The sequence below is a fragment of the Streptomyces viridifaciens genome (assembly GCF_001888885.2).
In the GTDB taxonomy this organism is placed as follows: domain Bacteria; phylum Actinomycetota; class Actinomycetes; order Streptomycetales; family Streptomycetaceae; genus Kitasatospora; species Kitasatospora aureofaciens.
In genome coordinates this window covers 630,184-656,768 of sequence record NZ_CP090840.1, presented here as the reverse complement: position 1 = coordinate 656,768, position 26,585 = coordinate 630,184, and the positions used below count along the sequence as shown (strand labels likewise).

At 70.4% G+C, this 26,585-nt stretch carries 29 protein-coding genes and 1 pseudogene; 17 read left to right on the top strand and 13 right to left on the bottom strand.

Features of this window, described 5'->3' with window-relative positions:
- The first annotated feature begins 221 nt into the window (after positions 1-221).
- Entirely contained in the window at positions 222-692 is a 471-nt protein-coding gene (locus tag BOQ63_RS02975) for a VOC family protein (RefSeq protein WP_030555105.1), read from the top strand.
- A gap of 271 nt (positions 693-963) precedes the next feature.
- Entirely contained in the window at positions 964-1,317 is a 354-nt protein-coding gene (locus tag BOQ63_RS02970) for a hypothetical protein (RefSeq protein WP_030555103.1), read from the top strand.
- A 266-nt stretch (positions 1,318-1,583) separates the two neighbouring features.
- Here the strand turns inward: BOQ63_RS02970 and BOQ63_RS02965 are convergent, their stop codons facing one another.
- Complete coding sequence (locus tag BOQ63_RS02965; protein WP_167395645.1) at positions 1,584-1,754, bottom strand: hypothetical protein; 171 nt, start codon at positions 1,752-1,754, stop codon at positions 1,584-1,586.
- A 254-nt stretch (positions 1,755-2,008) separates the two neighbouring features.
- Here BOQ63_RS02965 and BOQ63_RS02960 point away from each other — a divergent pair, with 254 nt between their 5' ends.
- Complete coding sequence (locus BOQ63_RS02960; RefSeq protein ID WP_030555101.1) at positions 2,009-2,407, top strand: hypothetical protein; 399 nt, start codon at positions 2,009-2,011, stop codon at positions 2,405-2,407.
- 103 nt (positions 2,408-2,510) lie between these two features.
- Here BOQ63_RS02960 and BOQ63_RS02955 read toward each other — a convergent pair whose 3' ends face one another.
- Positions 2,511-2,867 carry a hypothetical protein gene (locus BOQ63_RS02955; RefSeq protein ID WP_141763726.1) on the bottom strand — a complete coding sequence of 119 codons (357 nt, stop codon included), beginning with the start codon at positions 2,865-2,867 and terminating at the stop codon, positions 2,511-2,513.
- Positions 2,868-3,216: 349 nt separating this feature from the next.
- Between BOQ63_RS02955 and BOQ63_RS02950 the strand changes: the two genes are divergently transcribed.
- The 3 genes from BOQ63_RS02950 (at position 3,217) to BOQ63_RS02940 (ending at position 6,612) form a co-directional block, all read left to right on the top strand.
- Positions 3,217-5,292 carry a hypothetical protein gene (locus BOQ63_RS02950; RefSeq protein WP_079183371.1) on the top strand — a complete coding sequence of 692 codons (2,076 nt, stop codon included), beginning with the start codon at positions 3,217-3,219 and terminating at the stop codon, positions 5,290-5,292.
- Positions 5,293-5,492: 200 nt separating this feature from the next.
- Positions 5,493-5,621: a hypothetical protein gene (locus BOQ63_RS02945; protein ID WP_454130835.1), complete on the top strand. Its 129-nt coding sequence runs from the start codon at positions 5,493-5,495 to the stop codon at positions 5,619-5,621.
- 505 nt (positions 5,622-6,126) lie between these two features.
- Positions 6,127-6,612, top strand: a complete 486-nt coding sequence (locus BOQ63_RS02940) for a hypothetical protein (protein WP_072653321.1) — start codon at positions 6,127-6,129, stop codon at positions 6,610-6,612.
- Between the two features lie 80 nt (positions 6,613-6,692).
- Here BOQ63_RS02940 and BOQ63_RS02935 read toward each other — a convergent pair whose 3' ends face one another.
- A complete protein-coding gene (locus BOQ63_RS02935) occupies positions 6,693-7,403 on the bottom strand; it encodes a DUF1062 domain-containing protein (RefSeq protein ID WP_078938426.1) in 711 nt (236 codons plus the stop codon).
- Between the two features lie 174 nt (positions 7,404-7,577).
- Between BOQ63_RS02935 and BOQ63_RS02930 the strand changes: the two genes are divergently transcribed.
- Both BOQ63_RS02930 and BOQ63_RS02925 read left to right on the top strand, forming a co-directional pair.
- Positions 7,578-7,703 (top strand): hypothetical protein, encoded by a 126-nt coding sequence (locus BOQ63_RS02930; protein ID WP_454130833.1) that lies wholly within the window; start codon positions 7,578-7,580, stop codon positions 7,701-7,703.
- Positions 7,704-7,713: 10 nt separating this feature from the next.
- Positions 7,714-8,277 carry an MFS transporter gene (locus tag BOQ63_RS02925; protein WP_072653320.1) on the top strand — a complete coding sequence of 188 codons (564 nt, stop codon included), beginning with the start codon at positions 7,714-7,716 and terminating at the stop codon, positions 8,275-8,277.
- Between the two features lie 247 nt (positions 8,278-8,524).
- Here the strand turns inward: BOQ63_RS02925 and BOQ63_RS02920 are convergent, their stop codons facing one another.
- Both BOQ63_RS02920 and BOQ63_RS02915 read right to left on the bottom strand, forming a co-directional pair.
- Positions 8,525-8,980 carry an alpha/beta fold hydrolase gene (locus BOQ63_RS02920; protein WP_465398270.1) on the bottom strand — a complete coding sequence of 152 codons (456 nt, stop codon included), beginning with the start codon at positions 8,978-8,980 and terminating at the stop codon, positions 8,525-8,527.
- 268 nt (positions 8,981-9,248) lie between these two features.
- Positions 9,249-9,983 (bottom strand): SDR family oxidoreductase, encoded by a 735-nt coding sequence (locus tag BOQ63_RS02915; protein ID WP_072653318.1) that lies wholly within the window; start codon positions 9,981-9,983, stop codon positions 9,249-9,251.
- Between the two features lie 70 nt (positions 9,984-10,053).
- On the opposite strand from BOQ63_RS02915, the gene BOQ63_RS02910 reads away from it, so the two are divergent.
- From BOQ63_RS02910 to BOQ63_RS02900, 3 genes are all read left to right on the top strand, one after another.
- On the top strand, positions 10,054-11,001 hold the full coding sequence (locus BOQ63_RS02910; RefSeq protein WP_072653317.1) for a LysR family transcriptional regulator: 948 nt from the start codon (positions 10,054-10,056) through the stop codon (positions 10,999-11,001).
- A 4-nt stretch (positions 11,002-11,005) separates the two neighbouring features.
- On the top strand, positions 11,006-11,236 hold the full coding sequence (locus BOQ63_RS02905) for a GNAT family N-acetyltransferase (RefSeq protein ID WP_197697932.1): 231 nt from the start codon (positions 11,006-11,008) through the stop codon (positions 11,234-11,236).
- 280 nt (positions 11,237-11,516) lie between these two features.
- On the top strand, positions 11,517-11,870 hold the full coding sequence (locus tag BOQ63_RS02900) for a hypothetical protein (protein WP_072653316.1): 354 nt from the start codon (positions 11,517-11,519) through the stop codon (positions 11,868-11,870).
- Here BOQ63_RS02900 and BOQ63_RS02895 read toward each other — a convergent pair.
- Positions 11,765-13,183 carry an FAD-dependent monooxygenase gene (locus BOQ63_RS02895; protein ID WP_079183370.1) on the bottom strand — a complete coding sequence of 473 codons (1,419 nt, stop codon included), beginning with the start codon at positions 13,181-13,183 and terminating at the stop codon, positions 11,765-11,767. The genes BOQ63_RS02900 and BOQ63_RS02895 overlap by 106 nt on opposite strands.
- Positions 13,180-13,815 carry a PadR family transcriptional regulator gene (locus BOQ63_RS02890; RefSeq protein WP_072653842.1) on the bottom strand — a complete coding sequence of 212 codons (636 nt, stop codon included), beginning with the start codon at positions 13,813-13,815 and terminating at the stop codon, positions 13,180-13,182. Before BOQ63_RS02890 ends, BOQ63_RS02895 begins: the two co-directional genes overlap by 4 nt.
- 269 nt (positions 13,816-14,084) lie before the next feature.
- On the opposite strand from BOQ63_RS02890, the gene BOQ63_RS02885 reads away from it, so the two are divergent.
- Both BOQ63_RS02885 and BOQ63_RS02880 read left to right on the top strand, forming a co-directional pair.
- Positions 14,085-14,360, top strand: a complete 276-nt coding sequence (locus BOQ63_RS02885; RefSeq protein WP_454130830.1) for a hypothetical protein — start codon at positions 14,085-14,087, stop codon at positions 14,358-14,360.
- A gap of 438 nt (positions 14,361-14,798) precedes the next feature.
- On the top strand, positions 14,799-15,365 hold the full coding sequence (locus BOQ63_RS02880) for a Uma2 family endonuclease (RefSeq protein WP_030555075.1): 567 nt from the start codon (positions 14,799-14,801) through the stop codon (positions 15,363-15,365).
- Positions 15,366-16,319: 954 nt separating this feature from the next.
- Here BOQ63_RS02880 and BOQ63_RS02875 read toward each other — a convergent pair.
- Positions 16,320-16,688: a hypothetical protein gene (locus BOQ63_RS02875; RefSeq protein ID WP_030555073.1), complete on the bottom strand. Its 369-nt coding sequence runs from the start codon at positions 16,686-16,688 to the stop codon at positions 16,320-16,322.
- A gap of 244 nt (positions 16,689-16,932) precedes the next feature.
- Between BOQ63_RS02875 and istA the strand changes: the two genes are divergently transcribed.
- Both istA and istB read left to right on the top strand, forming a co-directional pair.
- Positions 16,933-18,201 carry an IS21 family transposase gene (gene istA, locus BOQ63_RS02870; RefSeq protein WP_072653819.1) on the top strand — a complete coding sequence of 423 codons (1,269 nt, stop codon included), beginning with the start codon at positions 16,933-16,935 and terminating at the stop codon, positions 18,199-18,201.
- Complete coding sequence (gene istB, locus BOQ63_RS02865; RefSeq protein WP_223886207.1) at positions 18,201-19,019, top strand: IS21-like element helper ATPase IstB; 819 nt, start codon at positions 18,201-18,203, stop codon at positions 19,017-19,019. Before istA ends, istB begins: the two co-directional genes overlap by 1 nt.
- Before the next feature lie 300 nt (positions 19,020-19,319).
- On the opposite strand, the gene BOQ63_RS02860 is transcribed toward istB, so the two are convergent.
- The 3 genes from BOQ63_RS02860 to BOQ63_RS02850 form a co-directional block, all read right to left on the bottom strand.
- Entirely contained in the window at positions 19,320-19,907 is a 588-nt protein-coding gene (locus BOQ63_RS02860; RefSeq protein WP_050366990.1) for an SMI1/KNR4 family protein, read from the bottom strand.
- A gap of 36 nt (positions 19,908-19,943) precedes the next feature.
- Positions 19,944-21,419 carry an NF041680 family putative transposase gene (locus BOQ63_RS02855; RefSeq protein ID WP_030550132.1) on the bottom strand — a complete coding sequence of 492 codons (1,476 nt, stop codon included), beginning with the start codon at positions 21,417-21,419 and terminating at the stop codon, positions 19,944-19,946.
- Between the two features lie 147 nt (positions 21,420-21,566).
- Entirely contained in the window at positions 21,567-21,734 is a 168-nt protein-coding gene (locus BOQ63_RS02850) for a hypothetical protein (protein ID WP_157881751.1), read from the bottom strand.
- 383 nt (positions 21,735-22,117) lie between these two features.
- On the opposite strand from BOQ63_RS02850, the gene BOQ63_RS02845 reads away from it, so the two are divergent.
- Positions 22,118-22,438, top strand: coding sequence for a hypothetical protein (locus BOQ63_RS02845; protein ID WP_072653313.1), 321 nt, complete (start codon positions 22,118-22,120; stop codon positions 22,436-22,438).
- Between the two features lie 1,036 nt (positions 22,439-23,474).
- On the opposite strand, the gene BOQ63_RS02840 is transcribed toward BOQ63_RS02845, so the two are convergent.
- Positions 23,475-25,595, bottom strand: a complete 2,121-nt coding sequence (locus BOQ63_RS02840; protein WP_072653311.1) for an FAD-dependent monooxygenase — start codon at positions 25,593-25,595, stop codon at positions 23,475-23,477.
- An 80-nt stretch (positions 25,596-25,675) separates the two neighbouring features.
- Between BOQ63_RS02840 and BOQ63_RS02835 the strand changes: the two genes are divergently transcribed.
- Entirely contained in the window at positions 25,676-26,218 is a 543-nt protein-coding gene (locus BOQ63_RS02835) for a CGNR zinc finger domain-containing protein (RefSeq protein ID WP_043481032.1), read from the top strand.
- A 51-nt stretch (positions 26,219-26,269) separates the two neighbouring features.
- Here BOQ63_RS02835 and BOQ63_RS02830 read toward each other — a convergent pair.
- Positions 26,270-26,518, bottom strand: a pseudogene (locus BOQ63_RS02830) (glycoside hydrolase family 15 protein); the annotation flags it as partial.
- Positions 26,519-26,585 lie beyond the last annotated feature (67 nt).

Below are 26,585 nucleotides of genomic sequence, written 5' to 3'. Positions count from 1 at the left end.
TTCTGAAGGCGGGTCACAACGCGATCCTGGCCGAGCGGCCCCGGCCAGTGCCGGCGTTCGGTGACTTGCGGCGACAGCCCGCGAATCAGTCAGGAGGGTGATGCCGTGAATTATTGGCTTCTTCGAGGGAATGCTGGAGCACCGCTGAATCCCGCTCATGGCGCCGCCGCCCGCAGGCCTCGTCGTCAACGGGCCATGAGACCGACGTACGGAGGTACCAGATGGCCGAGCTCCCCCCACCGCCAGAAGGAATTGTGCTGGCCCACTTCATCGTCTCGGACGATGTAGAGCGCTCTCGACGCTTCTACACCGAAGTACTCGGCGGCCGGGTGGCCTACTCCGGCCCCGGAGGGCTGACCTATGTCGCCCTGGCCAACAGCTGGATCATCATCAATGTCGGCGGAGGGCCGACCGACGACAAGCCGACGGTCACCCTGGACACGCCACGCGATCCCGACCGGGTCAGCAGTTTCCTCAATATCCGGGTCAAGGACGTCCATGCCTTGTACGCGGAGTGGAGCGCCCGGGGCGCCCGGTTTCTGACACCGCCTAAACAGCACGAGTACGAGATCCGCTGCTACATCCGCGATCCCGACGGCCACCTGATCGAAGTAGGGCAGACTACCGACCCCGAGGGAGACTGGTCGCCCGCTCACTGGCCGCCAAGTACGCGCGCTGGCGATTCGGAGTGAATGCCAGGGTCCCGGCCACACTCGGCGAGTCCCGCCTGTCCGGGAATCGCGGGAGATGGAAGCCCGATCCGGGCCGAGAAACGCATCGGAATTTCAGAGAGCAGGCTGTCGCAAGGTAATGGCATACATGCAGAGGGTCAAATCTATAACCCGGCACGCCATGACCGTGACCGGCTGACCCGTCGCACCTCACCGTCCCGGCCAGCTCGGGTCAAGGCCGCCACCCGCCCCGACCCGAACCCCACCGTGCCCGACGGCTGGCACTGGCCTTGTGCAGCAGCTGGGTCGCGCCCGCCGCCCGGACCCGGCCCGCCCGATCCTGGACGTCGGCGGCCTGGACGTTGGCGGCCTGGACGGATCGGGCCTGCTCGTCGGCGGCGCGGTCGTCGTCGACGCCGACGACCGCGCGCTCCTGCTCTCCATGATGCACTGGGGCGTGGACGGCTGTATCGCGTGGTCGTACGACCCGGGGGTGTGGAGCACGACCGTCTACCTGCACAACCGCTGTCACACCACCCGCCTGGCGAAGATCGCGTGGAAGTGGTCCGGACTGAAAGTCTCGGAGATCAAGCCGGCAGGGGACGCCAAGGCCCACCCGGTGAGTTCCGCCCCGCAAGGCCGGTGAGCCTCGCCCCGTCGAACTCCCCACTGCAGGTCAGGGACACGATGCGATCCGTGGAGCAGTCGCATTCGCAGTCGCACCCGTGTCCGGCCGCCGGCCGCCGGCCGCCTACTGCGACCGGCGCCCCGCGAACGCCGGCTGCCGGTGAGTTCCGCCTCGCTGAAAGCTGTTTGCCCTCTTATGTCTGTGGGGGTTGTGTTACTGGGGTCGTGTTTGCCCAGGTGGAGAGGCCATTCTGTGGGGCCTGTGTTCCGGGGACGGGCACCGGGTCAGGTCTGCCGGAAGCGGATCAGCGGTGGATGCTCCACAGTGTCCGGATCGGCCCGCGGGTCGTAGGCGGCCAGGTCGGCTGCCCGCACTCGCTCGGCGATCCGCAGCAACTCCTGGCGGTCTGCCTCGGCGGCCCGAGCCCGGCCCGAGGTCAGGTTCTCCCTCCCCACCGGCCCGGCAGGAACCCCGCCCGCGACCGCCCACGCCGCCCGGCGCGCTCCCTTCCCTTCCCCGGACCCACCCGCCCGCCCCGCCCGCCGTACCGGAGTGTCCGGTCAACGACGGGTCAACGTCGTGGTGGGCAGACACGTCCCACGGCAAGGATGGACGCCGAACCGCCCGCCACCGCGCGGCAGTTGGCGCCACCGGCGGCACGGTCGGCTCGCAACGGATCGTTCCTCCCGTCCGAATCGAAGGGGAAGACATGCAGTTCAAGCTGGGGCGCCGAGTCGCCTCCCTCGCCGCGGTGACCGCACTGACCGTCACGGGGTTGGGGCTCGCGTCGGGAAGCGCGTCCGCCGCAACCGGATCCGACTCCAACTCCGCGCACGGCGTGGAGATCACGGGCTGGCACACACTGGACGACAACCCGTGGGTGTCCGCCCGGCTGTGCAACTACCAGAGCTCGGCGAACAGCTTCTACTTCTGGATCAAGGACACGGCGGGCGACAACGTCACCAGCCCCGGGCACATCACCCCCGTCCTCGCGCCCGGCCAGTGCGACTACATCTCCGGCGAGGACTACGGCAGCACCCCGATCCAGGTCTACGCGAGGTCCGGAAGCTCCTGGACCTTCGGCACCGACCCGATCTACCTCGGCTGACAGCCGCCCCGCACCGCACCCGCTGACCGCCAGGCCTGGGTGTGCTGCCACCGCCCGGTGGCAGCACACCGTCAGAACCGCTCGGTCGCTCGCGCGTCGCCGGTCAGCGCGTACCGGCGGCACGCGAGTAGTTCCTCGGCGCTGCTGCGCCGATCTCCTCGGCCAGGACGTGCAGAACCTCCTCGGCGTCCCGCTCGGCGACGTCCTCGATCGCCTCGGCAGCCGCCGCCAGGTCCAGCAGCCGGTACGCCGTCGACCGGGAGACCTCGAGTTCCCCGGCCGCGTACGCACCCCACGACGGATAGCCCAAGGCGACCCACACCCGGCGGCGGTACGCGGCGCGCACCCGCTCGGTCAACACCAGGACGGCGCTGCGCACCTGTTCCACCGACTCGCGCAGCGCGCCGGTCAGCCGCCGCGCCTCGGCATCGCTGACCGGGACGGCCGGCTCCTGTGCCACGCGGCCCAGGGTGGCTCGCAGGCGCCTGGTATTGCCGCAGTCGACGGCGAACTCGATCTCGCCTGGCAACCCACCGCACGTCAGGGCGCCCTAGCTTGACGCCTTAGCACCCTGAGATGTCTTCCTGCGCCCTTGTTCTCCTGGTGGTGGGGGTGGTGCGCTGCTGTCGGGTCGGGTGGCCTGCGGCGCCCCGGGCCGGAACCGCTCCCGCGGTGAGGGACGCGGGGTGTCGTTGTCGGTGGTGGCTGGCACTGTGGTCCGTGTGATCAACGATCTTGAAAGTGTCGACTGGTCGTCGATGAGCCATGCGTACGGGCCAGCCCACGAGGTGCCGGTTTGGCTGCGGGCGATGGCATCGGCCGACGCCGGGACCCGTGAGAAGGCGTTCGGCGACTACTACGGCGCGGCCCACCACCAAGGGGACGTGTACCCGTGCACCGTGGCGAGCCTGCCGTTCCTGTTCGCCCTGGCCGACGACCCGGCAACCCCCGACCGCGGCGCGGTCGTCCACCTGCTGCTCAGCATCGGGCGCGAGGCCGTCGACTGCGGCGACGACATCATCGTCGCGCCGGACGGCAGCGAGTCGACGGCCGCCGCGGACAGCGTGGCCATGCTGCGCGAGCGCTCCGGCGCCTTCCTCGCCTACGCGCAGGACCCAGACCCGTGGGTGCGCCGGCCGGGCATCGAGGGCCTGGGCCTGTTCGTCGAGGACGCCGACCGGGCGCTCGGGGCGCTGCGCGAGCGGCTGCCTGCCGAGGACGGGACCGTGGAACGGCTGCTCGCCGTCCACACGGCGGCGACCCTGGCACTGCGGCTCCCCGCGGCGCGTACCACCGCGACGGCCTGGCTCGCCGCCCTGGCCGACGACCCGACGGCGGAACCCGACATCCGGCTCGCCGCCCTCGTTCACCACGCCCGCTGCGGGCAGGACCGCGACGACGCCGTGCCGACCGCGATCGCCCTGCTGCGCCGGCTCGCGACCGCACCGGAGCGCAGGAGCGATGAGGACGGATGCCGGTCGGGAACCGGCTCCGGAGCCTGCGCGTGCCGGAACGGGCGCGAGGGCGAGGGCGAGACCGACACGCGGGCCGACGGCGAGACCGACACCGAGGCAGAAGCGGTCGCCCAGGACGGCGTTCCGCCACAGGTCACCGCCGCGTTCGAGGACCTCGACCGGCACGGCCGGCTGCACGCCCCCACCACGACCCTGCTGCGCACCTTCCACACCGTCCTGGACACCCGGGTGCCCGAGCGCACGGCGCTGCTCACCGAACAACTCAGCAGCCCGGACCCGGCCATCCGCTACGATGCGATCCGCATGACCCAGGACCTCATCACGTCCTGGCGGGGCGAGCATACCGGCCTCGTCCTGCTCCTCGCCGACTGCTTGGCGCCCCAGGACCCGTACACCGCCGCCGCGGCAGCCGAGAGCCTGCGGGTCCTGGGGCCCGCAGGCGAAGCCGCCCGCGAGGCGCTCGCCGCCCTCGTCGCCGCCAACCGCACCACCTACGGGCCGAACGCCTGGGCCGCTACGAAGACGCTTCCGCGACGCGCGCACCAGGAGGCCGTCATGGCCCTGGCCGCCCTCGGTGATCCCCGCGCCGTGCCCTGCCTGCTGACAGCACTGGACGGCGGCACCGACGCCTGGCGCGCGGTGCAGGTCGCCGGCCGGCTGCGCCCGGGAGCCGGTGAGCTGGTGCCGCGACTGTCCCGGCACCTGGCGGACGCCGACATGTCGAATCCGTGGGCCGACATGGGCACAGGCGCCCTGATGTCCGCCTTGGCCGAACTGGGTGACGCGGCCGCCGTTCCCGCGCTCACCGACGCCGTCACCGCCGCCATCCGCCATGACCAACTGCGCCTCGGGGCCTCCGCGCTGAAGGCACTCGCCGCCTTCGGCACCGAGGCCGCGTCCGCCCTGGACGCGGTCCGCCCGCTGGCCGACGCCGCGGACGTGAACCTGCGCGCGGCCGCCACGGCCGCGCTCTGGGCGCTCGAACGCGACCCGGCCGACGTCGTGCCCCGGTTGTGCGACCTGCTCGATACCCACGCGCACCACGACGCGGCCGACGTCCTTGGTCTGATCGGCCCGTCCGCCGCTGCCGCGCTGCCGCGCCTGCGCACGATGCTGACCGCCGGGTACGAGTGGACCCGCATCCACGCCGCGACCGCCCTGTGGGACATCGTCGGCGAGGTCGAGGCCGACGTCGTGGTCCGGACGTTGCTGGCCGCCTGGGAGAAGAACGACGCGACGTCCAACCACGTGCTGGCTTGCCTGGATCGGATGGGCTCGGCCGCCGCACCCGCCCTGCCCCGCATCCGGGCGGAACTGGCGCAGGCCCGCCGCAGTGGGCGCTTCGGGCGCGTCGCCAACGACGAGGAACTGCAGCGCACCTGCCGAACCATCCTGGCCCGTCTGTCCTGACTGAACCGAAGTCACTTGTCCTGAACCGTCAGGACAACGATCTCCCGGCGGAGCAGGCACTTCGTGCCGGCTGGTCGGCGCGCGTCCGGGGCCCCGCCGTTGCGGAGAGCGAGCGGCTCGTCTACCAGGTCATCGACCTGAACCCCGGCAACGCGCAGGCCGGCGGTAACGCGACCGCACCGATCAGCGAGCTGATCCGGGTGAACAAGCCGACCACGATCCGGCTGCAGGGCACCCGATCCGACGCGGTCGGAACTGCGCTCGTCGCCCAGATCTACGACGACAACGCCGGCCACACGTCGCTGCGCTTCGACCGGGTCGGCCCCTGAGTTTCGAACGGGCCGTTGGGGGCGGTCCGGTGTGGCCTCGTCGAGACGTGGTGGCGGATGGTGCGGTGGGCGATTGCCAGCCCGCCCGGCCCGAGTTCGCCCGGGAGTTGGGCATCCCGCTCACCACCTTCGCCGAGTGGGCGGATGAGCAGTTGACACCCGTGTCCGGCCAGTGAGCTGAGTCAGAGATCCGGCGGGCGTTGCTTCGGTAGGAGTTGTCCTGGGCCGAAGATCCCGCCGGTGTCGGTCGACCAAGCCCGCTAACGCCTGCTGGACGCGCTGGAGAGCCCGGACACCCGCGAGGCGTACGACGAGCGCCAGAAGGCCCGGGAGACGAAGGCCCGCCAGGTCCACCGCGAGCGATGCGGACCTTGGCCTGCGCCGGCTGCGGGAACGTGCCGAAGCAGGCGAGCAGCTGGGGGTAGGGCCCGGAGGGAGAGCAGGGTGGCCCCGCCGCCCGGGCAGCGGCTGCGGGCCCTGCCACGAGAAGCACCAGGAGCAGCCGGTGGCGGTCCTGCCCCTGGCCGGGCGGGGGCGCGGTGGCGTGGCCGGGGCATACGGCGGGGGCGGTGACGGCAGGGCCGGGGGTACGGCGGGCTTCCAGCCGCAGGCTCTGGCCTCGTGCCGCAAGTGTCGAGCGCTGGCCGAAGGGGCGCCGTCCCGGCCGTGCGGGCAGGAACGCCTGCACGACCTGCTCCTCCAGGAAGCCGACGACGGGCCGCTGCGCACGGACCTGCTGGCCGCGCTGCGCCGGGGCGCGCGGATCGCGATCTGGATCACCGGTCCGGCAAAGGACCTCACCCGCTTCCACTCACGGATCGACCGGATGACGGAGGAGGCCGGCCCGGCCGCCGAGGCGCTCGCGGCGGCCAAAAACTCCATCACACTGGCCCGCGTCGAGGACACGGACCGGCAGTACCTCGTGGTCCTGCCGCCCGACGGCCGCGCCCGCTTCGCGCGTGGGGCGGTGGCCGGCTCTCCTGCGGCTTAAGGCCGTTCCTGCCGGCGACGCGACCGCATAGCCCCGGGAGAGGCTGTCCCCAAGCGGGACAGCCTCTCCATCAGCAAGATCTACATCAGACTTCTACGCGTGCGCCGTGGCCCGGTGTGGGAGCTCCGGGCCGGGTGCGGGCGGAGCCCGATCCGAGTCAGGCCGGGGTGTTCGGGACCGGGCGCATCGAGGGACTTCGCGTGCTTGGCCGCATCGACGAAACCGGGTCCGTGGACGGTGAGTTCGAAGTCCTGGTGCGCCTTGGCGTCCGGAGCGAACGGCAGGCGGATCCGCTCGTCCGCGACCAGACGGCGCACCTCGGCCCGGCTCAGGGCGAGGCCGAGCTGGAGCAGCCGCTCCACCCGGACCGGCGCGGGCAGCTCGAAGCGCACCTGCACCGAGAGCGGGTTCGGGTCGTCGAGCGCGTACAGCGGCGTGCGGGTCTCCAGCTCCCACGTCCCGGTCCAGTCGAGCCGGTACCGGTTCTTCGCCGCGAGTGACGCGCTCATCACCAACTCCCGTACCGCTGACGGGTCGTTGTTCTCGTACGCCACCAGTCGGGCCGGCTCCAGCGTCGAGACGTGGACGCGTTCGTGGACGGGCACCTTCGAGGTCCGGTCGCACGTCGCGCAGCTCAGCAGCAGCCAGACGTCGAGCAGCTTGCCGTTCGCGTTGGCGCGGATCTTGCCCGAGGCGCGGTGCCGCATGCCGGGACAGTCCGGGCAGGACCGGACGACGGTGGGCAGGGCGGACTGACGCACGGCCCACAGGGCCTTGCGGTCGGTATTCATGTGTGTTGGACGCTTTCAGGACTCAGCAGGGAGGGCATGCCGAACTCACGCGGCGGCTCCCGCTCTCTGACGGATGCTCACGAGGGGCGCGACCCATCACCCCGGGGCCGGGTCTTCAGGCTCCGAGGTCGATCGCGCGACAGGTACGTACTACGTGGCAGTCATCAAAAGTCCATGCGGGCGATCATGATCGAGACGGTGGCCCGCGGCAACCGAATTTCCCCGTCCTCTTCGCCGGTGGTCGGCATGGCGATCTTCCTCACCCAGTACCTGCAACTGGTGCGCGGCAGATCCCGCTGACGGCCGCGCTGTGGAGCGTGCTGCCGAGCGTGGCGGTCGGCGGGGTGGCTCCGCCGGCCTCCCGCTGGGTCGGCGGGTCGGCAGGGCGCTGGTGATCACGGGCGGCTTCGCGGTGATGGTGGCCGGGTTCGCGCTGCTGACGGTGGTCGGCGCGCACTACCAGCTCTCGGTGGTGCTGGTCGCCGCCAGCCTCTACGCCAGCGGCGGGGTCGGGCTGATGTCGCAGGTCAGCGAGGTGGTGATGGCCGCCGCGCCGACCGAGCGGGCCGGTACCCCCTCGGCCCTGCTGGAGTCCGGCACCGAGCTGGGCGGGCCGCTCGGGATGGCGGTGCTGGGCAGCGTGGGCACCGCGCTCTACCGCTCGCGGATCGGCGGGCAGCTGCCGGCCGACCTGCCCGCCACGGCCCGCGGCGCGGTGCGCGACCCGCCGGGCGGCACCGAGGGCGTGCTTGCCCAGCTGCCGGAGGCCGTGCGCGGTCCGGTGCTGGCGGCGGCCCGGGAGGCCTTCTGCGGCGGGATGCGGGGCGCGTCCATGACAACGGCGGTGTTGAGGCCGGCCGCAGACAGAGCGTGAGGGCCGAAGACCAAGACTCACTTGTTCAAGATCATCCCACTGGCCCTTTGGGCTCATCTTTGCTGGACCCCTGCGGGAGCTGCGCGAGGCCGGCCGCACCGCGATCCCGGCCCAGAGCGAAGGCAGCTCACGGTGATCCCCGGCCCGTGCCGCCCTTGACCCGGTGCAGCCCCGGGATCACGGTCGCACCTCCTCGCGGTCGGCGGCGGTGAGATGGGCGCGCTGGGCGACCAGCCGCTCGCGCAGTTCAGAGCTTGCTCAGCGCCGCCTTGATGAGGCCCGCCGTGCGGCGCGGCTGGGCGATGAAGGCCACATGGGAGCCGTCGACCTCCTCGGTGGTCGCGCCCATCCGCTCGGCCATGAAGCGCTGTGCCTGAGGGGAGAGGGCGTTGTCGTGCCGGGCGATCTGGTACCAGGACGGGACGGTCTTCCAACCGGTCCCGGTGGCCTCCTCAGCGAACGCCGCCGCCGCGATCGGCCGTTGGGCGAGGCTCATGGCCAGGGCAAGCTCGGCGGGAAGGTCGGCGCAGAACTGGTCGGCTGGAGGGTTTCGGACATGGGTTGGACTCCTTAGTACGGTGCCGTAGATCGCTACTGGTGTGACTGGGGTGGCTGAGGAGCCGGCGCGGGAGGTGATGGTCGCCCGCGGGTCTTCCTGTCGCGCCGGGTGAGGCCCGCGCCCAGCCGCCTGACGGCTTACCAGGGCGCTGGGTTCTCGTCGTCGGTGAAGGTGCCGGTCGGTCCGTTGGCGCCGATGGCGGCTCGGTCAATGGAACCGTGGTTGGCGCTGAGATTGATCACGGTGTGGGCTTGGCCGCTGTTTCATAGGCGGTCGCGCGTGAAACACCCGGCCGCACGGCGGCCCACCTGCGGCGGCCCGTGGGGAGGGCGCCGCGCACGAGGCCAGTGATCGTCACTGTGGAGGTTGAAAACACCCGGCAGGCTTCGGGCGGAGTCGGCGCGGCATGGTCTCACCAGGGAATCGGCCCGTCCTCGGTCAGGAAGGTACCCGTCGGGCCGTCCTCGCCCACGGTCGCCAGGTCGACCGCGACGGCGGCGCCCTCCTCCGCCGTGCGTATCCCGCTGTGGCGGTTGAGGTCGGTCGCGCAGTAGCCGGGACTCACCGCGTTGACCAGGATCCCTTCACCGCGCAGTTCGTTGGCGTAGAGCACGGTGATCGCGTTCAGCGCGCTCTTCGAGCTGCAGTAAGGGAGGAGGATCGAGGTGTAGGCGGACCACGGGCTGCCCGGGTCGGCCATGTGGGCGAGGGAGCCGAGTTCGCTGGACATGTTGACGATGCGTGCGGCGGCGGAACGGCGGAGCAAGGGAAGCATTGCGTGGGTCACCGCAATGACACCGAACACATTGGTCTCGTAGACCTGCCGGACGGTGGCAGCGGAGACTTCACTCGGTGCTTGCGGTCCGGCGGCGATCCCGGCGTTGTTGACGAGGATGTCGAGGCGGCCGAACGTGGCGTCAATGTGCTGGGCGGCGGCTCGGACCGAGATCTCGTCGGTGACGTCCAACAGAACGAACCGTACGTCGGCGCCCTCGCCCCGAAGCTCCTCGGCCGCAGCCTCGCCACGCTCGGCGCTGCGGGCGCCGATCAGCACGGTAATGCCGAGGGCTGCGAGCCTGCGCGCCGTTTCCATGCCGATGCCCTTGTTAGCGCCGGTGATCAGAGCAGTCTTCTGCGAAGTCGTCATGGCCCCAGCCTCCCCTCACCCACGGGCGTCAGGGAAAGACCAGAAGACTCTGGATCTATAGTCCACGGATATGAGTGAGCTAGAGGTGCGGGAGCTGAAGTACTTCATCGCGGTCGCCGAGGAACTGAACTTCAGCCGGGCCGCGCAACGCCTGGGGATGGCGCAGCCCCCACTGTCGAAGGCGATCGCTCAGATGGAGTCCCGGGTCGGCGTACGCCTGCTGGAGCGCACCACCCGGCAGGTGAGGCTGACCATGGCCGGTCAGGTGCTGCTCGACCAGGCCCGGATCGCGGTCGACGCGGTGCACGCGGCGGCCCGGCGTGCACGCCGGGCCGGTCAGCCGGCACCCAAGCTCGTCGTGGCGGTCAAGCCGGAAGGCGATGCCGGGCTGCTGCGGGAGGTCCTCGCCGCCTACCGGGGAACGGGTTCGCATCTGCCGCCGCCCGAAGTCGTCGTCGCCGGCAGCGGAGAGCCGATCGCCATGCTGCGGGACGGCCGTGCCGATGTGGCACTGCTGCGCAGCCCGTTCGACGGTCAAGGGCTGGATTCCCAGACGCTCGTGGTCGAGCCGCGACTGGCCGTTCTCCCCGCCGGGCATCCCCTGGCCGGACGTCGGCGACTGCGGCTGGCCGACCTCGAGGGCGAACCGATCCCGCGCTGGAAAGGAGCCGCCCCCTCCAACACCGCCTACTACACAGGATGCGACGGAGCGGAAGCGGGCGATGGCCACATCGGCTCGGCGCAGGCCGACACTCCTGAAGGGCCGCTCGTGGACAGCGTCGAGCAACTCCTGGAGGTGGTCGCGCTGGGACAGGCGGTGGCATTCCTGTCACTCTCCACCACCAAGCGGCACCAGCGCCCGGACATCGCATACCGGCCGGTTACCGGCCTCAGCCCCAGCGCGGTCATGGTCGCCTGGCCGGAGACCTCGCGATCCGCAGCCGTCGCTGCCTTCGTCCAAGCCGCCCACGACGTCGCCGCCCACCACCCCGACCACATGACCGCACTGGCCTACTGACACCATGCCCGACCCGATCGGCCAGGCCCGGCAGCTGCCGCAGTACTTCGGCGTCCTGCCCGAGTACCGCGGCCTCAGGCCCGGCCGCCGGCTGTGGCGCGCGGCCATGCACTGGGAGCACGCCAACGGCGCCGACTACCAACTGCTGCAGACCACTGCCAGCGGCGCCTCCGACCAGCTGTGCCAGGCCGAAGGACTGGCCGACCTCGGCTTCGTCTGCACCACCATTGTCTGACCCCCCACCGCTCCCGGTCGGTGTGCCGCCTCAGCGAGCGGCACCTGAACGACCGGCTCCGGACGCCTGCCCAAGCCGGGTACCCTGGCCCGACCGCTATCTCACCAAGATCATCCCATGGCGGCTTTTGGGCTCACTCTGGCTGGACCCCTACCCGGCCAAGGCCAGCCGCCACCGCAACTGCCCTCAACCCAGCCGACCACCTCACGAAGCCGTCGCGGTCCTACCCCCGTGACTCAACGGCATTGCCCTCAGCCTGGACGGCAGGCTCTTCGTCCCGGTGCCGTCCGGCGGGCTCGGTGGCCGCCCGGTGCTGCTGCTCGGCAACCCGGAGAACCATGCGGTGGGCGGCGACGAGTCGAGCTGGGCCGCGAACTGGCCCAGTCTCGACGGTCGGAAGCGCTGGCTGACCATCACCGGCTCCAACCACGTCAGCTTCACCGACGTCCCCGTACTCGTCGACGAGGCGGGCATCACCGGTGTGGACGGCTCGATCCCGTCGGTGCGTGCCGAGCAGCTCACCCGCGACTACGTCGCGGCCTTCTTCGACGAGCACCTGAAGGGCATCCCGCAGCCGCTGCTCGACGGTCCCTCGCCGGTCGACCCGGAGGTGGTCTTCCAACAGCAACCCTGAACGCGGACGCTGCCCCGGATGCGCTGGCGAGGAGAGCCCCCGGGCACAGGACTGAGCCCCGCGCCGGTCCGGCAGGTGCTCTCACAAGCCCCCGGCGGCGTACGGCCGTCGCCTGTGGTCAGGGCGAGGTCGGGCGCCAGGCGGCCCAGCCAGGGGTGGTCGGAGCCGGGGCGCATCTCGTAGCGGGTGTCCAGTCCGGTGATGGTCTCGGTGAGAGCGCGGTTGCCCGCAGGGTGGCGGGCGAGGCGGGTGAGGAGGTCGGTGATCGGAGCGAGCCGGTCGTCGGCGTCGCCGAGCAGCACCTGGGCTCGTGTGTTGGCCAGCACGTGCGCACCGGCGGTGTGGCGTTCGGCGTGGTAGCTGGCGAGCAGGTGTGTCGGGGCGGTGCCGCGCACGGTGGCGGCGAGTTTCCAGCCGAGGTTGAACGCGTCGTCCAGGGCGACGTTGACGCCGATCGCCCCGGCCGGCGGGTGGATGTGTGCGGCGTCTCCGGCCAGGATGACCCTGCCTCGGACGTACTCGGACGCCTGCCGGGCTGCGTTGCCGAACCGAGTCAGCCAGCGTGCGGCACGCAACTCGACGTGGCGGCCGAGCGCCTCGTCCACGGCGGTTTGGAGCAGGTCCAGGGTGACCGGGGTGTCTTTGTCCGCAGGCGGTTGCCGGTCGGAGGTGATGATCCTGACGTAGCCGGGGCGGGGGATGGCGACCACGGTCCCGCCGGGGCCGGGGGTCGCGCCGAACGGCAATGCCTCGGGGTCGGCGAGCTCGACGTCGCCGAGCAGGGAGAAGCGGGTCGCCGCGGTACCGGGGAAGTCGATGCCGGCCTGTTTGCGGACGGTGCTGCGGCCGCCGTCGCAGCCGACCACGTACGCGGCCCGGACGCGGTACTCGCGGCCGCCGGTGGTGACGGTGGCGGTGACGGATTCGGAATCCTGTTCCAGGGCGCGCAGTTCGTGTCCGCGCCGGATGTCGGCTCCCAGGTCGAGGGCGTGCGCCTCGAGTATCTCCTCGACCCGGGTCTGCGGGATGCCCAGCGAGTACGGGTGGTCGGTGTGCGTGCCGGCGAGGGTGAGTGTCACCGGCAGGCCGGAGAACGCGGCGTGCGGCACTTGCCAGCCCTCGCCGACGAGCCTCTCGGCGAGGCCGCGCCGCGCCAGCAGGTCCAGGGCGCGGGCGTTGAGGTTGAAGCCCCGGCAGTAGTCCGGCCGCTGCGCGTGGCGTTCGACGACGACCGTGTCGACGCCGGCGAGTCGGAGTTCGCTCGCGAGTAACAGTCCGGCCGGGCCGGCTCCGACGATCAGCACCTCGGTCATCGGGTAGTTCCTTCCGGGGACGTGGGGGCGGACCAGGTCCATCCCTGTTCGGTCTGCTCGACCTTGGGCCAGAACAGGCTGCCGTCGCGGATCTCGGCGATGGTCCGCCGCGTCCAGGCCAATTCGGCCTCCCAGGCGTGCAGCGCGCACTCGGTTTCGATCATGAACAAGCGGGGGACCTTGCCTGAGCCGACCGTGTCGGCCAGCACCGTGTTCGTCTCCTCGATCCGTTGGGCCAGATGCCCCGCCCGTTCGACCAGTGCCTCCGCCGCCCTGTCCGGACCGAGAGCGCCGAGGTAGGACACCGCGGCCCTGAACTTCGGGTATTCCGCGACGGGGATGCGCAGGAGCTCGTCGATCCAGCGCACGAATTCGCCTTGGCCCAGCTCGGTTGTCGCGTACACGGTTCGTTCCGGCCGCCTGCCATCGCGCGCCGTCTCCACCGGCTCGATCCAGCCATGCCGAACCAACGCCTCGACCGTGTCGTACAGGGACCCGGAGTTGACCTTGAAGCTGCTGTCCTTGTGCCGCTCCCGCAGGGTGGCCGCCATCTCGTACGGGTGCATCGGCTGTTCTCGGAGCAGGCCCAGCACGGCCAGCGCCAGTGTGTTGGAGATCTTCCGCTGCGCCATCCACATCACCGACCCCTAATAGTAGGAACCGACTATACGGTACCGGCTACTGGAGGCAAGCACCTGTGGATTCACGAGCAGATCGACGGCGAACGGAGATCTCCCACAAACGCCGCGCTGGCTGACCATCTGACCGCCCACGGCCTGGTCCTGGAGATGCTGGCCGGCCCTGCGTGGCATCTACGACCCGTCCGGCCCCGGCCGGATTCTCTTCGGGTTCTTCGCCGCGACGGCCGAGACGGAGCGCGAGAGCATCCGCGAAGCCACCCTTGAAGGGCTCATGCCGCGCCCGCAAGGGCAAGCACGGCGGCCGGCCGCCGGTCATCACCGACGACATGCTGCACACCGTGCTGCGGCGCCGGGCGGCCGGCGAGTCCGTCGAGCAGATTCGCCCCGACCTGATCATCCCCACTGGCAAGCGCAAGGGCCAGAACCCCGGCCTGGCCAGCATCCACCGGGCGCTGGCCGAGCACGAGAAGCGCCAGGCGTACCCCGAAGCCGTCGCCCAGGCCGAAGCCGAGCTCGCGGCTCTCCGAACCGGCTGACGGCGGATCGGCCTACAAGATCATCTCAATGTGGGTTTTGCAGGCACCTTGGCCGGACCCCAGGAAGAGGCCATGCCCGCGATCGACGAGCTCCGGCTGACCCCCGCCTGCGCGGGGAGGACAGGTGCTCCCGGTAGGCCAGCGCGCAGTACACCGGCTGGCCCCCGCACGAGCGGGGGTCAGCCGCGCTGAGCGGACCAGCCCGCCGATCCTGAGACGTAGTTCGGGCTCCTTAGCGGGTTTTCTCCAATCGCTCCGCCGATGTGGCGGTGACCCAGGTGGCACCTAGTAACGTTACTAAGTGCCCTGGACCCCGCTCATACCGCCGCGTGCCAGGGCCGGCTCAGCACTCCGGCCGTGACAGCCGGACCACAGCCGACCCATACCAACTGTCACTGGTCCGTTCCGAGGACTGAGATCCGGACAGGAGAGCAGCAGGTGAGCACGGCGCATGCCAGCCCGGGTGACTACAGCCAAGTGCCCAATCCAGAGCAGGCACTGAAGTACGCGATTCAGCATATTGCGGGTGACCGCGTCGAGATCGTCGAGGGAGTCATTACCCCCGTGTCACCGTCCTGGGCCCACGAGACCGCCGTAGATCTGATCCGCGAACAGATCGGGCCCCGTATGCGCGAACTCGGCCTGCGCGCTGGCTCCGGAAACCTCGACCTACCCGGCACAGAGAACTTTTACGTGCCCGACCTTGCTGTCGTACCCGCCGAGCTCGCGAAGACCGAAGGAGCCCTCCTACCCGACCAGACCGTACTCGTCGTCGAGGTGACCTCGCCGTCGAACGGCGACACCGACCGAACCTCCAAGCGCCGGCGCTACTCACAGTTCGGTGCTCCCGTGTACCTCCTGGTCGACCGACAGGAACGCACCTGCACCCTCTTCTCCCAGCCGGGTCAGCTCGGCTACACCCGGGTCGAAGGCCCCCACCCCTTCGGTACGCCACTGCAGCTGCCGTCACCGTTCAACCTCGAACTCGATACAGCAGGTTTCTGAGCACCCGCGAGGGCAGGCTCGAGGAGCCTGCATTTAGGGCAGAACACCAAAGGCTTAGCACCTCCGCATGGGCGCAGCGGGCAGGGTTGAGCATGAGTTCGGCGGCGACGTCGGTCACCTCCCGCTCCCGTGGGTCGATGTCTCAGCCGGGGGGCGCAACCCGGGAGGCGAGAGCGATCCCCGCGAGCGCAGGACCGACAGCTCCAGGGTCGACCAGGACGCCGGCCCCGCGAGCGCGGGGGCCGACGTCCTGGGCCTGATGAGGTGCGGGAAGATCTGGGAGCAACCCCCGCGAGCGCGGGGGCCGGCGACCGCCTGTAGGGCCTTCCGCAGCTCGAACCGGAACCACCCTCGCGTGCGCGGGGGCTGACTGCGTGCGCCGCCCGCTCGGATCCTGACAATTCCCGGCACGGAGAGCAACCGAGACGTCACACTGGCAGGATGGCTGATGAGAATATCCAGAGGTCCGGCCGAACCGGGCGGCGTGTAAAGCCAGTTCCCAGAGTGCTGGCGATGTTGGGCACCATAGTGTCCGAATCGCGAAGTTCGCGGAAGCGTTTGCCGAACGGTCACTGTGACCGTTCGGCAAACGGAACTGCGGGGGCGTGTGGAGCGGGCGGGACGTTCCCCACCGGGAACCCGACCCGGAGTCCGGGCGGGGAAGGTCGGTGGACCGGACCACCCTGATCATTCCTCACGGTGGTGGCCACTAACAGGGCCCAGAACCCACCCCACCTGCAACCAAGCTACCGGCTCTGCTTGCGCGCGTCTGAGCACTGGCTGCGCCAGGCCGCCGTGGGCGACGAGACCTCGGCCAGGACCAACACCCCGAGCCCGCCCCGTTCTGCGACCCCGAGTCGGCACTGCGCCAGGCGCTGGCCGACCGGTCCATCGAGCGGTGTGGCGAGTACTGCCCACCAACTACCTGGCCGAGCACCGCGCGCTGTTGGCGGCTCAGTTGGCCGGGCCGCACACCTCCGCACTGAACGGCCCCCACAAACACGCCTCCAGGGTTATACCCGGGCCGTCGTACTCCCACGGCGACTGGCTGGGGCTGGTGGTCGGGCCGTACACCCACCCGCCGGTGTTCACGTTCTTGATGCCGAACTCACAGCCATTGGGGGCGGCGGTCGGATCGATCGCCATGTGGTCGTGGCCACTCTGGAGTTCGACCTTCTCCAACGCGGTGCAGCCGCCGCTGCGGATATACCAGGAGCCCTCGGCGGCCTGCGCCGAGGTCGCGCTCCCCACTCCGATCACGCCCATCGCCACCACGGCGAGCGCGGCGGCCGAGGCACGCTTCCTGGTCCTGGTGAATCGCATGGAGTCCTCCGGTTCGTCGGTCCCGCCCCGAGCCGGCGCCGGGGCGCACCCGAAGCTCAGCAGCCGACAGCACGGGACGCAACTGATCGAGCAGAATCTGGACACCCCCGGACGCCGCTGGACGGCACCGGCCCCCGCGTGTGTCGGCGACGGGTGAAAACTGACCGCTGATCGGCGGATGAAACGGGACCCACTTCGCGATCTTCTGTTCATCCTGATCTTCATCGAGGGTCAGGAGGAGAGGGTGATTCGCGTGGAGGACTGGGCTGAGATCCGTCGGCTGCACCGGGCCGAGCAGATGCCGATCCGGGCAATCGCCCGGCATCTGGGGATCTCGAAGAACACGGTGAAGCGGGCGTTGGCGACGGACCGGCCGCCGGTCTATCAGCGGCCGTTGAAGGGATCGGCGGTTGATGCGGTCGAGCCTGCGATCCGCGAGCTGCTGCGGCAGACGCCGGCGATGCCGGCGACGGTGATCGCCGAGCGGATCGGCTGGGACCGTGGGCTGACCATTCTCAAGGAGCGGGTGCGCGAGCTGCGGCCGGCCTATCTGCCGGTCGATCCGGTCTCTCGGACGGTCTACTCGCCGGGCGAGCTCGCGCAGTGCGATCTGTGGTTTCCGCCGGCCGAGATCCCGCTGGGCTACGGGCAGACGGGACGCCCGCCGGTGCTCGTCGTCGTGTCCGGCTATTCCAGGGTGATCACCGCGCGGATGTTGCCGTCCCGCTCCACCGCCGACCTGATCGACGGGCACTGGCGGCTGCTGACCGGCTGGGGCGCCGTCCCGAAGACGCTCGTTTGGGACAATGAGAGCGGCGTCGGCCAGGGAAAGCTGACGTCGGAGTTCGCAGCGTTCGCCGGCCTGCTCGCGACCAGGATCCACCTCTGCCGGCCTCGTGACCCGGAGGCGAAAGGCCTGGTGGAGCGGGTGAACGGCTATCTGGAGACCAGCTTCCTGCCTGGCCGCACGTTCGCCGGACCGGGCGACTTCAACACCCAGCTCACCGCCTGGTTGCAGGTCGCCAACCGCCGGCACCACCGCACGATCGGCTGCCGGCCCGCCGAGCGCTGGGAAGCCGACCGGTCCGAGATGCTCACCCTGCCACCGGTCGCACCGCCCAACTGGTGGCCCCAGACGACCCGGCTCGGACGCGACCACTACATCCGCGTCGACACTTGCGACTACTCCGTCCACCCCCGCGCGATCGGGCAGCAGATCACCGTCCGGGCCGACACCGAGGAGATCGTCGCCACCAACCGCACCGGCGAGGTCGTCGCCCGCCACAGCCGATGCTGGGCTCGGCACCAGACCATCACCGACCCCGAGCACACCGCCGCGGCCCAGACCTTGCGCGGCCAGGCGATCCGGCAGCGGGCCTCACGCGCCTGGGCCTCGAGCCTGACCGCTCTCGCCCCCGATGACCTCGGCGTTGAAGTCGAACAGCGTGAGCTCGGTTCCTACGACCGCATCTTCACCCTCATCGAGGGCGGCGCCGGCAAGGAGGACACCTGATGGCTCGCACCGCCACCGCCACGACCACCGCAGAGCAGACGCCCAAGGAAGGGCGGCAGACCTCGGCAGACCTCGCGTTCCTCGCCCGCGCCATGAAGGCACCCGCTCTGCTGGACGCCGCCGAGCGCTTGGCCGAGCGGGCCCGCACCGAGTCCTGGACCCACCTCGAATACCTGGTCGCCTGCCTGCAGCGCGAGGTCTCCGCCCGTGACAGCCACGGCGGCGAACAGCGCATCCGGGCCGCCCGATTCCCCGCGGTCAAGACCATCGAGGAGATCGACACCGCCCATCTGCGGGGCATGACGCGCCAACAGCTCGCCCACCTGGGCACACTGGACTTCATAGCCGCGAAGGAGAACGTGGTCTTCCTCGGGCCGCCCGGCACCGGCAAGACCCACCTGGCCACCGGACTCGCCATCCGGGCCTGCCAGGCCGGCCACCGGGTCGCGTTCGCCACCGCCTCCCAATGGGTCGACCGCCTCGCCGCCGCCCACCACACCGGCCGCCTCCAGGACGAACTCGTCAAACTCGGCCGCTACCCGTTGATCGTTGTCGACGAGGTCGGCTACATCCCCTTCGAGCCCGAGGCCGCGAACCTGTTCTTCCAGCTCGTCTCGAACAGATACGAAAGGGCCAGCGTGATCGTCACCTCGAACAAGCCCTTCGGACGCTGGGGAGAAACCTTCGGCGACGAGACCGTCGCCGCCGCCATGATCGACCGGCTCGTCCACCACGCCGAGGTCCACTCCCTCAAGGGCGAGTCCTACCGCATGCGAGGCCGCGGGGACCTCGGCCGCACACCGACCAGCAACGACTAACAAGATCAACAGAAGACGCGAGGGTCAGAACTCAACCGCCGGAACCGGGTCACGGTTCAACCGCCGCCGACAGCGTGACCACTCCGAGACCAAATCCGCTGGTCTGGGCCGGGTCGGTGACAGCTCTTGCATCTTCGACGCGAGGCCTGTCGGGCTCACGTCTCGGGGCTGTCTTGGGGGAAGCCGGAGCGCTGCAGCGTCTCCATCAGGTGGGCCGCGTGTTCCGGGATGCTGCTGTCGGGGGGTTCAGAAACAGGTAATGAGCTTGTGGTTTATCCAGACCCTGGTTGGTCGACTGGTCTACCAGTCGACTGTTCCGTCCTTCCGGAGCATCGGTCGGTAGGCCGTTCCGCTCCAGTCACGGTCGTCGTAGTGCGCCATCGCCTGGGTGATGCCGTGGAGCCATGCGGCGAGGCTCGGCCAGCCGACGAAGTAGGCGGAGTCGTCGTGCGGAGCCCGGCCGAGGTGGTTGTGCCACAGGCCGGGACCAGCGTGAATGAAGTGTTCGTCGCCGTCGCCGCCGGCGAACGGCACCCACAGCATTCCCCACCATGGATCGTCCTGCTGGTCCGGATCGTCGGCATCCCAGATCCTCATCCGCATGTCGCGGATCTCGACAATCCTCTCGGTGGAGTACATAGGGCCGCACGGGAGGACCCCGACGGACGAACCGTCGCCGTTGTGACAGAGCAACGACTCCCGTAGATCAGCGGGAATCGGGAATCCGAGCCGCTCCTCCGCTCTGCTGATGGCTTCGGGCGATGCGGGCAGCTGGAGCTCGGCCAGGCTTGCCGGCGCGTGCTCCGCCAGCCAGGCGTCAATGAAGGTCCAGGACTCGGTCACTGAAGCGATCACCGGGCTGATGCCGATGCGTGGAGGCTCGATCATGGGTCATAGCCTCGCAGGACGCTGTGACACAACCACCTACCCCGTGCGGCGGGGTTTGGTGCCGACCTTGTGGTGGGTCGGTTTGCGGTAGGACTCGCCGGTGGCCAGGAGCAGGCCCACGTCGTAGCGGGTCGCGGGGCGGCGGTTCTTCGAGCCGGGTGGGCGGCCGGGGCCGGGCCGGGAGGGTTTCGGCACTGTTGCCGGTGTTGAGGCTTTGGCACGCAGGTGTCGGAACCCACGGCGGACCCGGGCGGGAGTGAGCCTGTTCGGTTCGGTTGGCTTCTCCCAGGGGCGTCGTAGGTCGGTCGCCAGGGGCCGGGCGAGGCGTAGTTGGGTGTGGGCGGCGACCATGATCCAGGTCCAGCGGTCCGCTGCCTCGGGGTCGCGGAGTTTCGGTGTGGTCCAGCCGAGCGTTTGCTTGATCATTCTGAAGAAGTGCTCGATGTCGAACCGTCGCAGGAAGGTCTGCCAGGCCAGGTCGGTCTCCGCCGGACCGGCTGTCGGTCGTGACCACCACAGCCACAAGGGCTTGGGGTCGCCGCCGCTGGGCAGGTGGTCGACCTGGAGGCGGATGACGGTGCCCTCGATGACTGGGAGCTTGCCGGGGTGGTCCCGCCAGGCGGCGCGCTGCTGGAGTTCGGGGTGGAGCCGGTCCCAGCTCTGGGCATGGGCGGTGCCGTAGCGGGTGGTCTCCACCTTCGTCTCCGCGTCCGGGGTGCCCCAGGTCCGGGAGTCCTTGAAGATGAACTCGCCGCCGTGCTTGGGCGGCCGGCCCCCGGCCGGGTTGGCCAGCGCGAACTCCGCGCGGGTCGGTGCCGGGCGGCGCATCACCCGGTCCGAGCGCAGGCGTCCCAGAATCTCGACGGGCAGGTCGCGCAGGAGCCAGGACAGGCGCATCACGTCGTAGCCGGCATCGGTCACGATCCACACCGCAGGGTCGCCCGGGCGCCACTGGCCTGCGGCGATCAGGCGCTCGACCAGATCCCGCAGCTGCGAGGCGGTCACCGCGGCGAGGTCGTCGCCCGGCCGCAGCCGGACGGCGTCCAGCGGCGCGACCCACGAGGTCCGGCCCGATTCCAGGGCGACGACCCAGGAGTAGGGCCAGCCCGGGATCATCAGGTGCTTGTTCTCACCACGGCCGTAGGTGTGACAGAACGAGCGGGCGTCGCTGGTGGCGGCGTCCGGCCGCAGCCACGGGGAGACGTCTACCGCCAGGACCAGGCGGCCGTCGGCGGCGCGCGGCAGCGGCAGACTGGCCAGCTCGGTCCGCAGCCGCTCGACGTCCAGGCGGCCGCGGTTCAGCGCGCCGTACAGGGCGCCGTGGCCGCGCCGGTGCTCGGGAGCCAGCGCCAGGCCGACCAGGGTCTTGACCGGGCCGTCGGTGCACAGCACCGCGTCCGCGAGCTCGAACAGCGCGTCGCGCCGTCCGATCAGGCAGTCGTAGAAGACCCCCCGGAAGCGTGACAGTTCCGCGAACGGCTCGCACTGCACGCCCTGTTCCACCACACTCATTACTACGGCCTTCGCGTCAAGTCCTGCACCTCTTGGTCGAGTTCAGGATCACGCGAAGGCCGCTTCCGCGTCCCGTGAACACCCGGACGAGTGATCAGCAGGTCCGCCTGTTCGAGACCGCTGGATAAATCACAAGATGAGGCCGGATCAGAGCACGGCGACCGGGCGCAGCGGGGCCTGCTCGGCGCCGGGTCGGCCGGGCAGCCGGTTCTCGTGGGGCTCGATCGTACGGATGCGGCCGTCGGTGTCGGGCAGCCATACCTCGACGCAGGTGCCGGCGGCGGCGCGGCCGCGCCCGCTCGCCTCGACTTTCACCTGACGATCGACAAGAGGCCGTACCCGTCGCCGAGGCCGAACCACTGTCCGGCTGTGACGGCCAGCCGCAGCTGCGAGCCACGCGTCCATGAGGTTCGCGATGCCCCGGGCGGCCGCGGACATGGGTCCCCGGGAAGACGAGCGGCGCCTGCGGCACCAGGTCGGCGTTCTTACCGCGTCGGCGGAGGAGCTGGAGCCGGGCTATCCGTGCCCGCGCTGCGGGAACGTCACGGTGCACTTCCGAGGCGATCCGCCCGGGCGGGACTGGTGCACGCTCTGTGACTGGGACCCGCCGCCTGAGGAGGACTGACCGGTGATCTTCCCGGGACAGGAGCAGTGCGAGCTGGGGAGCGGGCCGTTTCGGGGTAGGCATGGAGTGAGTGGTGCACCGCACCGACCCGAAGCTCGACGGCCGGCGGCTGGTGGTGGCGTGCGGCCGCGAGCACGGGCGGCAGTTGGTCGACCAGTCCCGGGGCAGGCCGGTCGTGGAGCCCGAGCAGTGGGCGGCCAAGATCATGCGGGCACTCGACCAGCACTCGGAGGGGCTGAGCGAGACCGAGCTGGCGGAGGCGACCGGGCTGACGCCGGCCGAGATCGAGATCGGTGTGCGCTGGCAGGCGATGGCCGCCGTGGACTGGCACGCGCGGTTCGGCGCAGTCGGTCTCCAGGAACCGGCGGGTGCGGGCGTCCTTCTCCGCCCGTAGCGCCTCGGCGATCTGCGGATGCTGTTCGTCGAGGCGGCTCGTCTCTGCCGACCGGGCATCTCAGAAGAGCGGCCAGTCGGCACCAGGCGGAGGCGTAGGACGTAGCCGCTTGCGCTTCTCGCCGCGTACGTCAACAGGCCAGCGGCCGTCGATGACGATGGCTGCCTCCCTGCATTCTGGGCACGCGTCGTCCCAATCGGGGCCCCACGGGTAGGGAGAGGGAACCACGCCCTCCTGCTGCATACCGCACAAGGTTGCACCGAAGTGGCCGTATGCATGGGAGACGCCAGCGGGCGGTTCTGCGGCATCGGCGCGCTCCCACCGCATGTGCACGGGTTCGTACCACGACCGGCCGACCAAGCCCGGATGAGCACCCAGCTCGGTCCATGCGTAGCACCAGGGGCAGACCCACGCCTCCCTCACCCGCGAGTCCGCTCTTGGCACTTGTCGCATCTCATGCCCGCACACGTCACACGTCACGGGCCGATCCTTCCACCCGCCACTGACCACGCCGCCCCTGCACAGCTGCAGCGGAACCAACCCACCGAAGGATCAAGGACCGCATTTCGTTAGGAGTTCCAAATCAGACAGGCGAAGGCCGTACACCGGAAATCCCGACGGTGAGGTCAGAGAACTGCGGCCAGCGGACCCGCTGGGATCCCCAGGCGCCACCCCTTGTCTGCCCCCATCGGGACCAACCCCGGCAGCAGCCCGGCTGCCACCCGGCCACACTGGAAGGGACCGGTCCGCGCCCGGAGCGCCCGGACCCCCGAGCGGGCAGCGGACCGGTTCCCTTTCTGCTCGCCGAGCCGTGCCCCGGGACACGTCGCTGGCGGGAAGTCACGGGTGCGGCGTGTCGGAGGGGTGGTCGGTGCTGTTCGTACGGAAGCTGCTGAAGGTCCTGCCCGACCGTGGAACGCTCCCGCGCCCCCGCGCGGGGGAGACGGGGCGCGTGATCGCCTGGTCGCTCGTCGCGCCCCTCGCCCTCTAAGCCACTTTCGCGTTCCCGGTCATGATCGCAAGTGAAACGCGCAGGTTAGAAGGGCTGGCGCATGATGGTGAGCACGGTCGCGAGGCCTTCCAGGAGGCCGTATCCCTGTCGGATCAGTACCTCTCCGATGACGGTGGGGTCGTCCTCCTGGCCGTAGTCGGTGCGCAGGATGCGCCACCGCTTGCTGACTGGGTCGTTGTCGGCGTCCGGGTCGTGGCCCAGGGCCTGAAGGAGTTCCTCCCACCGTTGTACGACGTCGCCGTCGCTCTGGCCGGGCCCGGGTCGCATCAGCTCCTCGACTTGGGCCCGTCGCACATGCGGGACCTGGGGGCCGCAGCCGTCGGCGAGGAGGTAGAAGGCGGTGGCGAGTCCGGCCGCGCCGTCGGCGATCTTGCCGCGGAAGGGGTCGCCTTCCATGCCGAAGCGGTCGTCGCCGACGACGGGGGCGAGCAGGTCGCGCGTTCGCGTCCACGCGGCCTGCCAGCCCTGTGGCCCTGCGTGGCCCTGCCACAGCCACGAGCGCTCCTCCAGGATGGTTCCGTCGGCGCGCTCGTACTGCCCCGGCGGTTGCCGCGGTCGTCGGGGCTGTTGCGAGGAGAGGATGCGGTGTAGGGCGTCGAGCAGTTCCGTGTCGTCGGCGGGCGGGTTCGGCGCCTGCCAGGCGATATGGGTGTCCGGACGGACGAGGACGGCTGCGGTCGCGGGGAGGTTGAACGCGGTGGTCCAGCCCCCGTCGTCCCACGCGCTCGCGGTGGCGGGGTCCGCCAGCGACCGCAGGGCGACGGGCAGGCCGGCTGCTCTGGCGGTGTCCACCTGCCGTTGCCAGGCGGTGTCGCCGGTGTGGGTGAGCAGGGTGAAGCCGCGGTCGGTGAGATCCAGCGTGGACGCGATGGGGGCCGCGTCCGGGAGCCGAAGATGGGGGAGGCGGGCACCCGGCCCACCGCCGGGGTGCTCGCGCTCCGGGTCCAGCGGCGGGCGTGGGGGTTCACCGGTGTCGGCGATGACGGCGGTGGAGCGATATGCGGCGGTGAGCAGCAGCTCGTCGTCGATCCGGTAACCGGTGCGGGCGCGGGAGTTGGCGAGGGACAGGTCGATGACCTGGCGGGCGACGGGGCGGCGTTCACTCTCGTAGGTGTCCAGCAGCGCCTGGCCGGCTGTGCCGGCGGTGACGGCGGCGAGCTTCCAGGCGAGGTTGTCCGCGTCGCCGATGCCGGTGTTCATGCCGTGCCCGCCGGTCGGGGGGATCACATGGGCCGCGTCGCCCGCTATCAGCACCCGTGACCTGCGGTAGGTTTCGGCGAGTTGGGCGTCCATCCGCCAGGTCATGGTGTCCTGGACGGTGACCTCCAGGTTCGGCAGGCCGGCCGCCTCCCGGACGAGCTGGGCCAACTGCAGCTGGTCGCTCATGAGGTCGGCGATGTCGTCGCGCTGCGGGTCGAACGGGTGCTGGTAGATCCAGTGCCGGTCGTTGTCCACGGCCAGGAAGCCGCCTCGGCCCGGCTCGGTGAGGAAGTACGAGGCGCTGGCGCGCTCGGCCACCACGTCACCGAGCGGCGCCTCGAAGCGGATGCTGAGGAAGTGGCCCAGGCCCGTCGGTCCTTCCATCGCGATCCCGGCACCGGAGCGCACGCCGCTGGATGCGCCGTCGCAGCCGACCAGCCAATCGGCACGGACCGCGTGCCGCTGGCCGGTGTTCGTCTCTTCCACCACCGCGTGCACGCCGTCGCCGTCCTGGGAGAAGGAGAGCAGTCGGGTCGCGAATCGCACGCCGTCCGGGGCGAGTTGACGGGCTCGTCGCAGCAGCAGCGCCTCCAGGGCGTTCTGGGGACAGATCAGTCCCGGTGACGGGGTGCGCTCGGCGCCCTGCGCCGGGCCGTCCGGCAGCCCGGTGCGGACGAAGTCCGGGTCGACGAGGCTGCGGCCCCGGTAGAAGAAGATCTGCGAGGCCGGGAGCCCCGCCCGCCGGATGTCCGCCTCCAAACCGCACCGCCGGAAGATCTCCATCGAACGCGCCGACACGCCCCGGGCCTTGGGATGGTGCGAGGTGCCCGGATGTGCCTCGACGAGCAGATGCCGCACGCCGTGCTCGGACAACAGGACCGACAACGTCAGGCCGACCGGACCTGCGCCGACGATCAGAACCGACGTCGATGCCGGAAATCGCATACCACCCCTCCGTAACGTCAAAGGCTGAATATTGACGTTACCATGGGGAAGTGGAACCCGATCAAGAAAAGGCACCCCCCATGACCCAGGACCTCAACGGCCGCAACCCCCGCGGCCTCTACTTCCTCACCGAACTCGCCAACACCGTCCGCGACCACCCCGAAGCCACCACCGCCGATCTCCAAGCCGTCCTGGAACGCCACGGCGGCCCAGCGCTCCAACTCACCGACACCGACGCCCAGGAACTACGCCAGGCCACCACCCACCTCATCGCCATCCTCACCACCCGCGACCCCGACAACGCAGCGCAGGCCATCAACACCCTCCTCGACCGCTACCCAGCCCGCCCCCGCCTCGTCAAACTCCCCGGTCGTCCCTGGTCCATGCACACCCAGACACCCCCCACCGCCGACCTCACCCACTGGCTCCTCTCCACCTGCGCCCTCGCCCTCGGCATCTGGCTCAGCGAACGCCAAACCTGCGCCTGGGGCCAATGCGCCGCCCCCGGCTGCAACCGCTTCTACATCGACACCGGCCGCCGCACCCCACAACGTTTCTGCACCCCCCGCTGCGCCACCCGGGTCCGTGTCGCCGCCCACCGGGCCCACCAAGCCACCACGTGACCGTCCACACGTTCCATAGGCAGGGTGGCGCGCTCTCGGGCGCGCGAGTAGGACGTAGTTCTTCCGGCCGCCCCGGGTCTCCCAGACGCCCTCGTCAGGCTGGTCCCAGTGGTCGCAGAGCCAGCCCACGACGGCGCCGACCTCATCCCAGCGGTCGCTGCTGATCGGCTGACCCCACTTGTCGTAGAGGTAGACCGAGTCGATCAGGGCTCCGTAGATGTCGAGTTGGAGCTGTTTGGTCGCGGCGTTGCCCACCCGCACGGGAGCGGATCCCAGATGGCCTTCGAGGTGGGACAGGTCGGTCTCCTCCGGACGCGGCCGGCCGCCCCGCCGACCTGCGCGAAACGCAGGACTGGCTCGTGCGACG

Bases quoted from the DNA above. Each gene is read 5' to 3' on its own strand.
- BOQ63_RS02975 (WP_030555105.1), top strand. From the start codon at position 222: ATGGCCGAGCTCCCCCCACCGCCAGAAGGAATTGTGCTGGCCCACTTC.
- BOQ63_RS02960 (WP_030555101.1), top strand. From the start codon at position 2,009: ATGCAGTTCAAGCTGGGGCGCCGAGTCGCCTCCCTCGCCGCGGTGACC.
- BOQ63_RS02950 (WP_079183371.1), top strand. From the start codon at position 3,217: ATGGCATCGGCCGACGCCGGGACCCGTGAGAAGGCGTTCGGCGACTAC.
- BOQ63_RS02935 (WP_078938426.1), bottom strand. From the start codon at position 7,403: ATGAATACCGACCGCAAGGCCCTGTGGGCCGTGCGTCAGTCCGCCCTG.
- BOQ63_RS02930 (WP_454130833.1), top strand. From the start codon at position 7,578: ATGCGGGCGATCATGATCGAGACGGTGGCCCGCGGCAACCGAATTTCC.
- BOQ63_RS02915 (WP_072653318.1), bottom strand. From the start codon at position 9,983: ATGACGACTTCGCAGAAGACTGCTCTGATCACCGGCGCTAACAAGGGC.
- BOQ63_RS02910 (WP_072653317.1), top strand. From the start codon at position 10,054: ATGAGTGAGCTAGAGGTGCGGGAGCTGAAGTACTTCATCGCGGTCGCC.
- BOQ63_RS02905 (WP_197697932.1), top strand. From the start codon at position 11,006: ATGCCCGACCCGATCGGCCAGGCCCGGCAGCTGCCGCAGTACTTCGGC.
- BOQ63_RS02895 (WP_079183370.1), bottom strand. From the start codon at position 13,183: ATGACCGAGGTGCTGATCGTCGGAGCCGGCCCGGCCGGACTGTTACTC.
- BOQ63_RS02890 (WP_072653842.1), bottom strand. From the start codon at position 13,815: ATGGCGCAGCGGAAGATCTCCAACACACTGGCGCTGGCCGTGCTGGGC.
- BOQ63_RS02875 (WP_030555073.1), bottom strand. From the start codon at position 16,688: ATGCGATTCACCAGGACCAGGAAGCGTGCCTCGGCCGCCGCGCTCGCC.
- istB (WP_223886207.1), top strand. From the start codon at position 18,201: ATGGCTCGCACCGCCACCGCCACGACCACCGCAGAGCAGACGCCCAAG.
- BOQ63_RS02860 (WP_050366990.1), bottom strand. From the start codon at position 19,907: ATGATCGAGCCTCCACGCATCGGCATCAGCCCGGTGATCGCTTCAGTG.
- BOQ63_RS02855 (WP_030550132.1), bottom strand. From the start codon at position 21,419: ATGAGTGTGGTGGAACAGGGCGTGCAGTGCGAGCCGTTCGCGGAACTG.
- BOQ63_RS02840 (WP_072653311.1), bottom strand. From the start codon at position 25,595: ATGCGATTTCCGGCATCGACGTCGGTTCTGATCGTCGGCGCAGGTCCG.
- BOQ63_RS02835 (WP_043481032.1), top strand. From the start codon at position 25,676: ATGACCCAGGACCTCAACGGCCGCAACCCCCGCGGCCTCTACTTCCTC.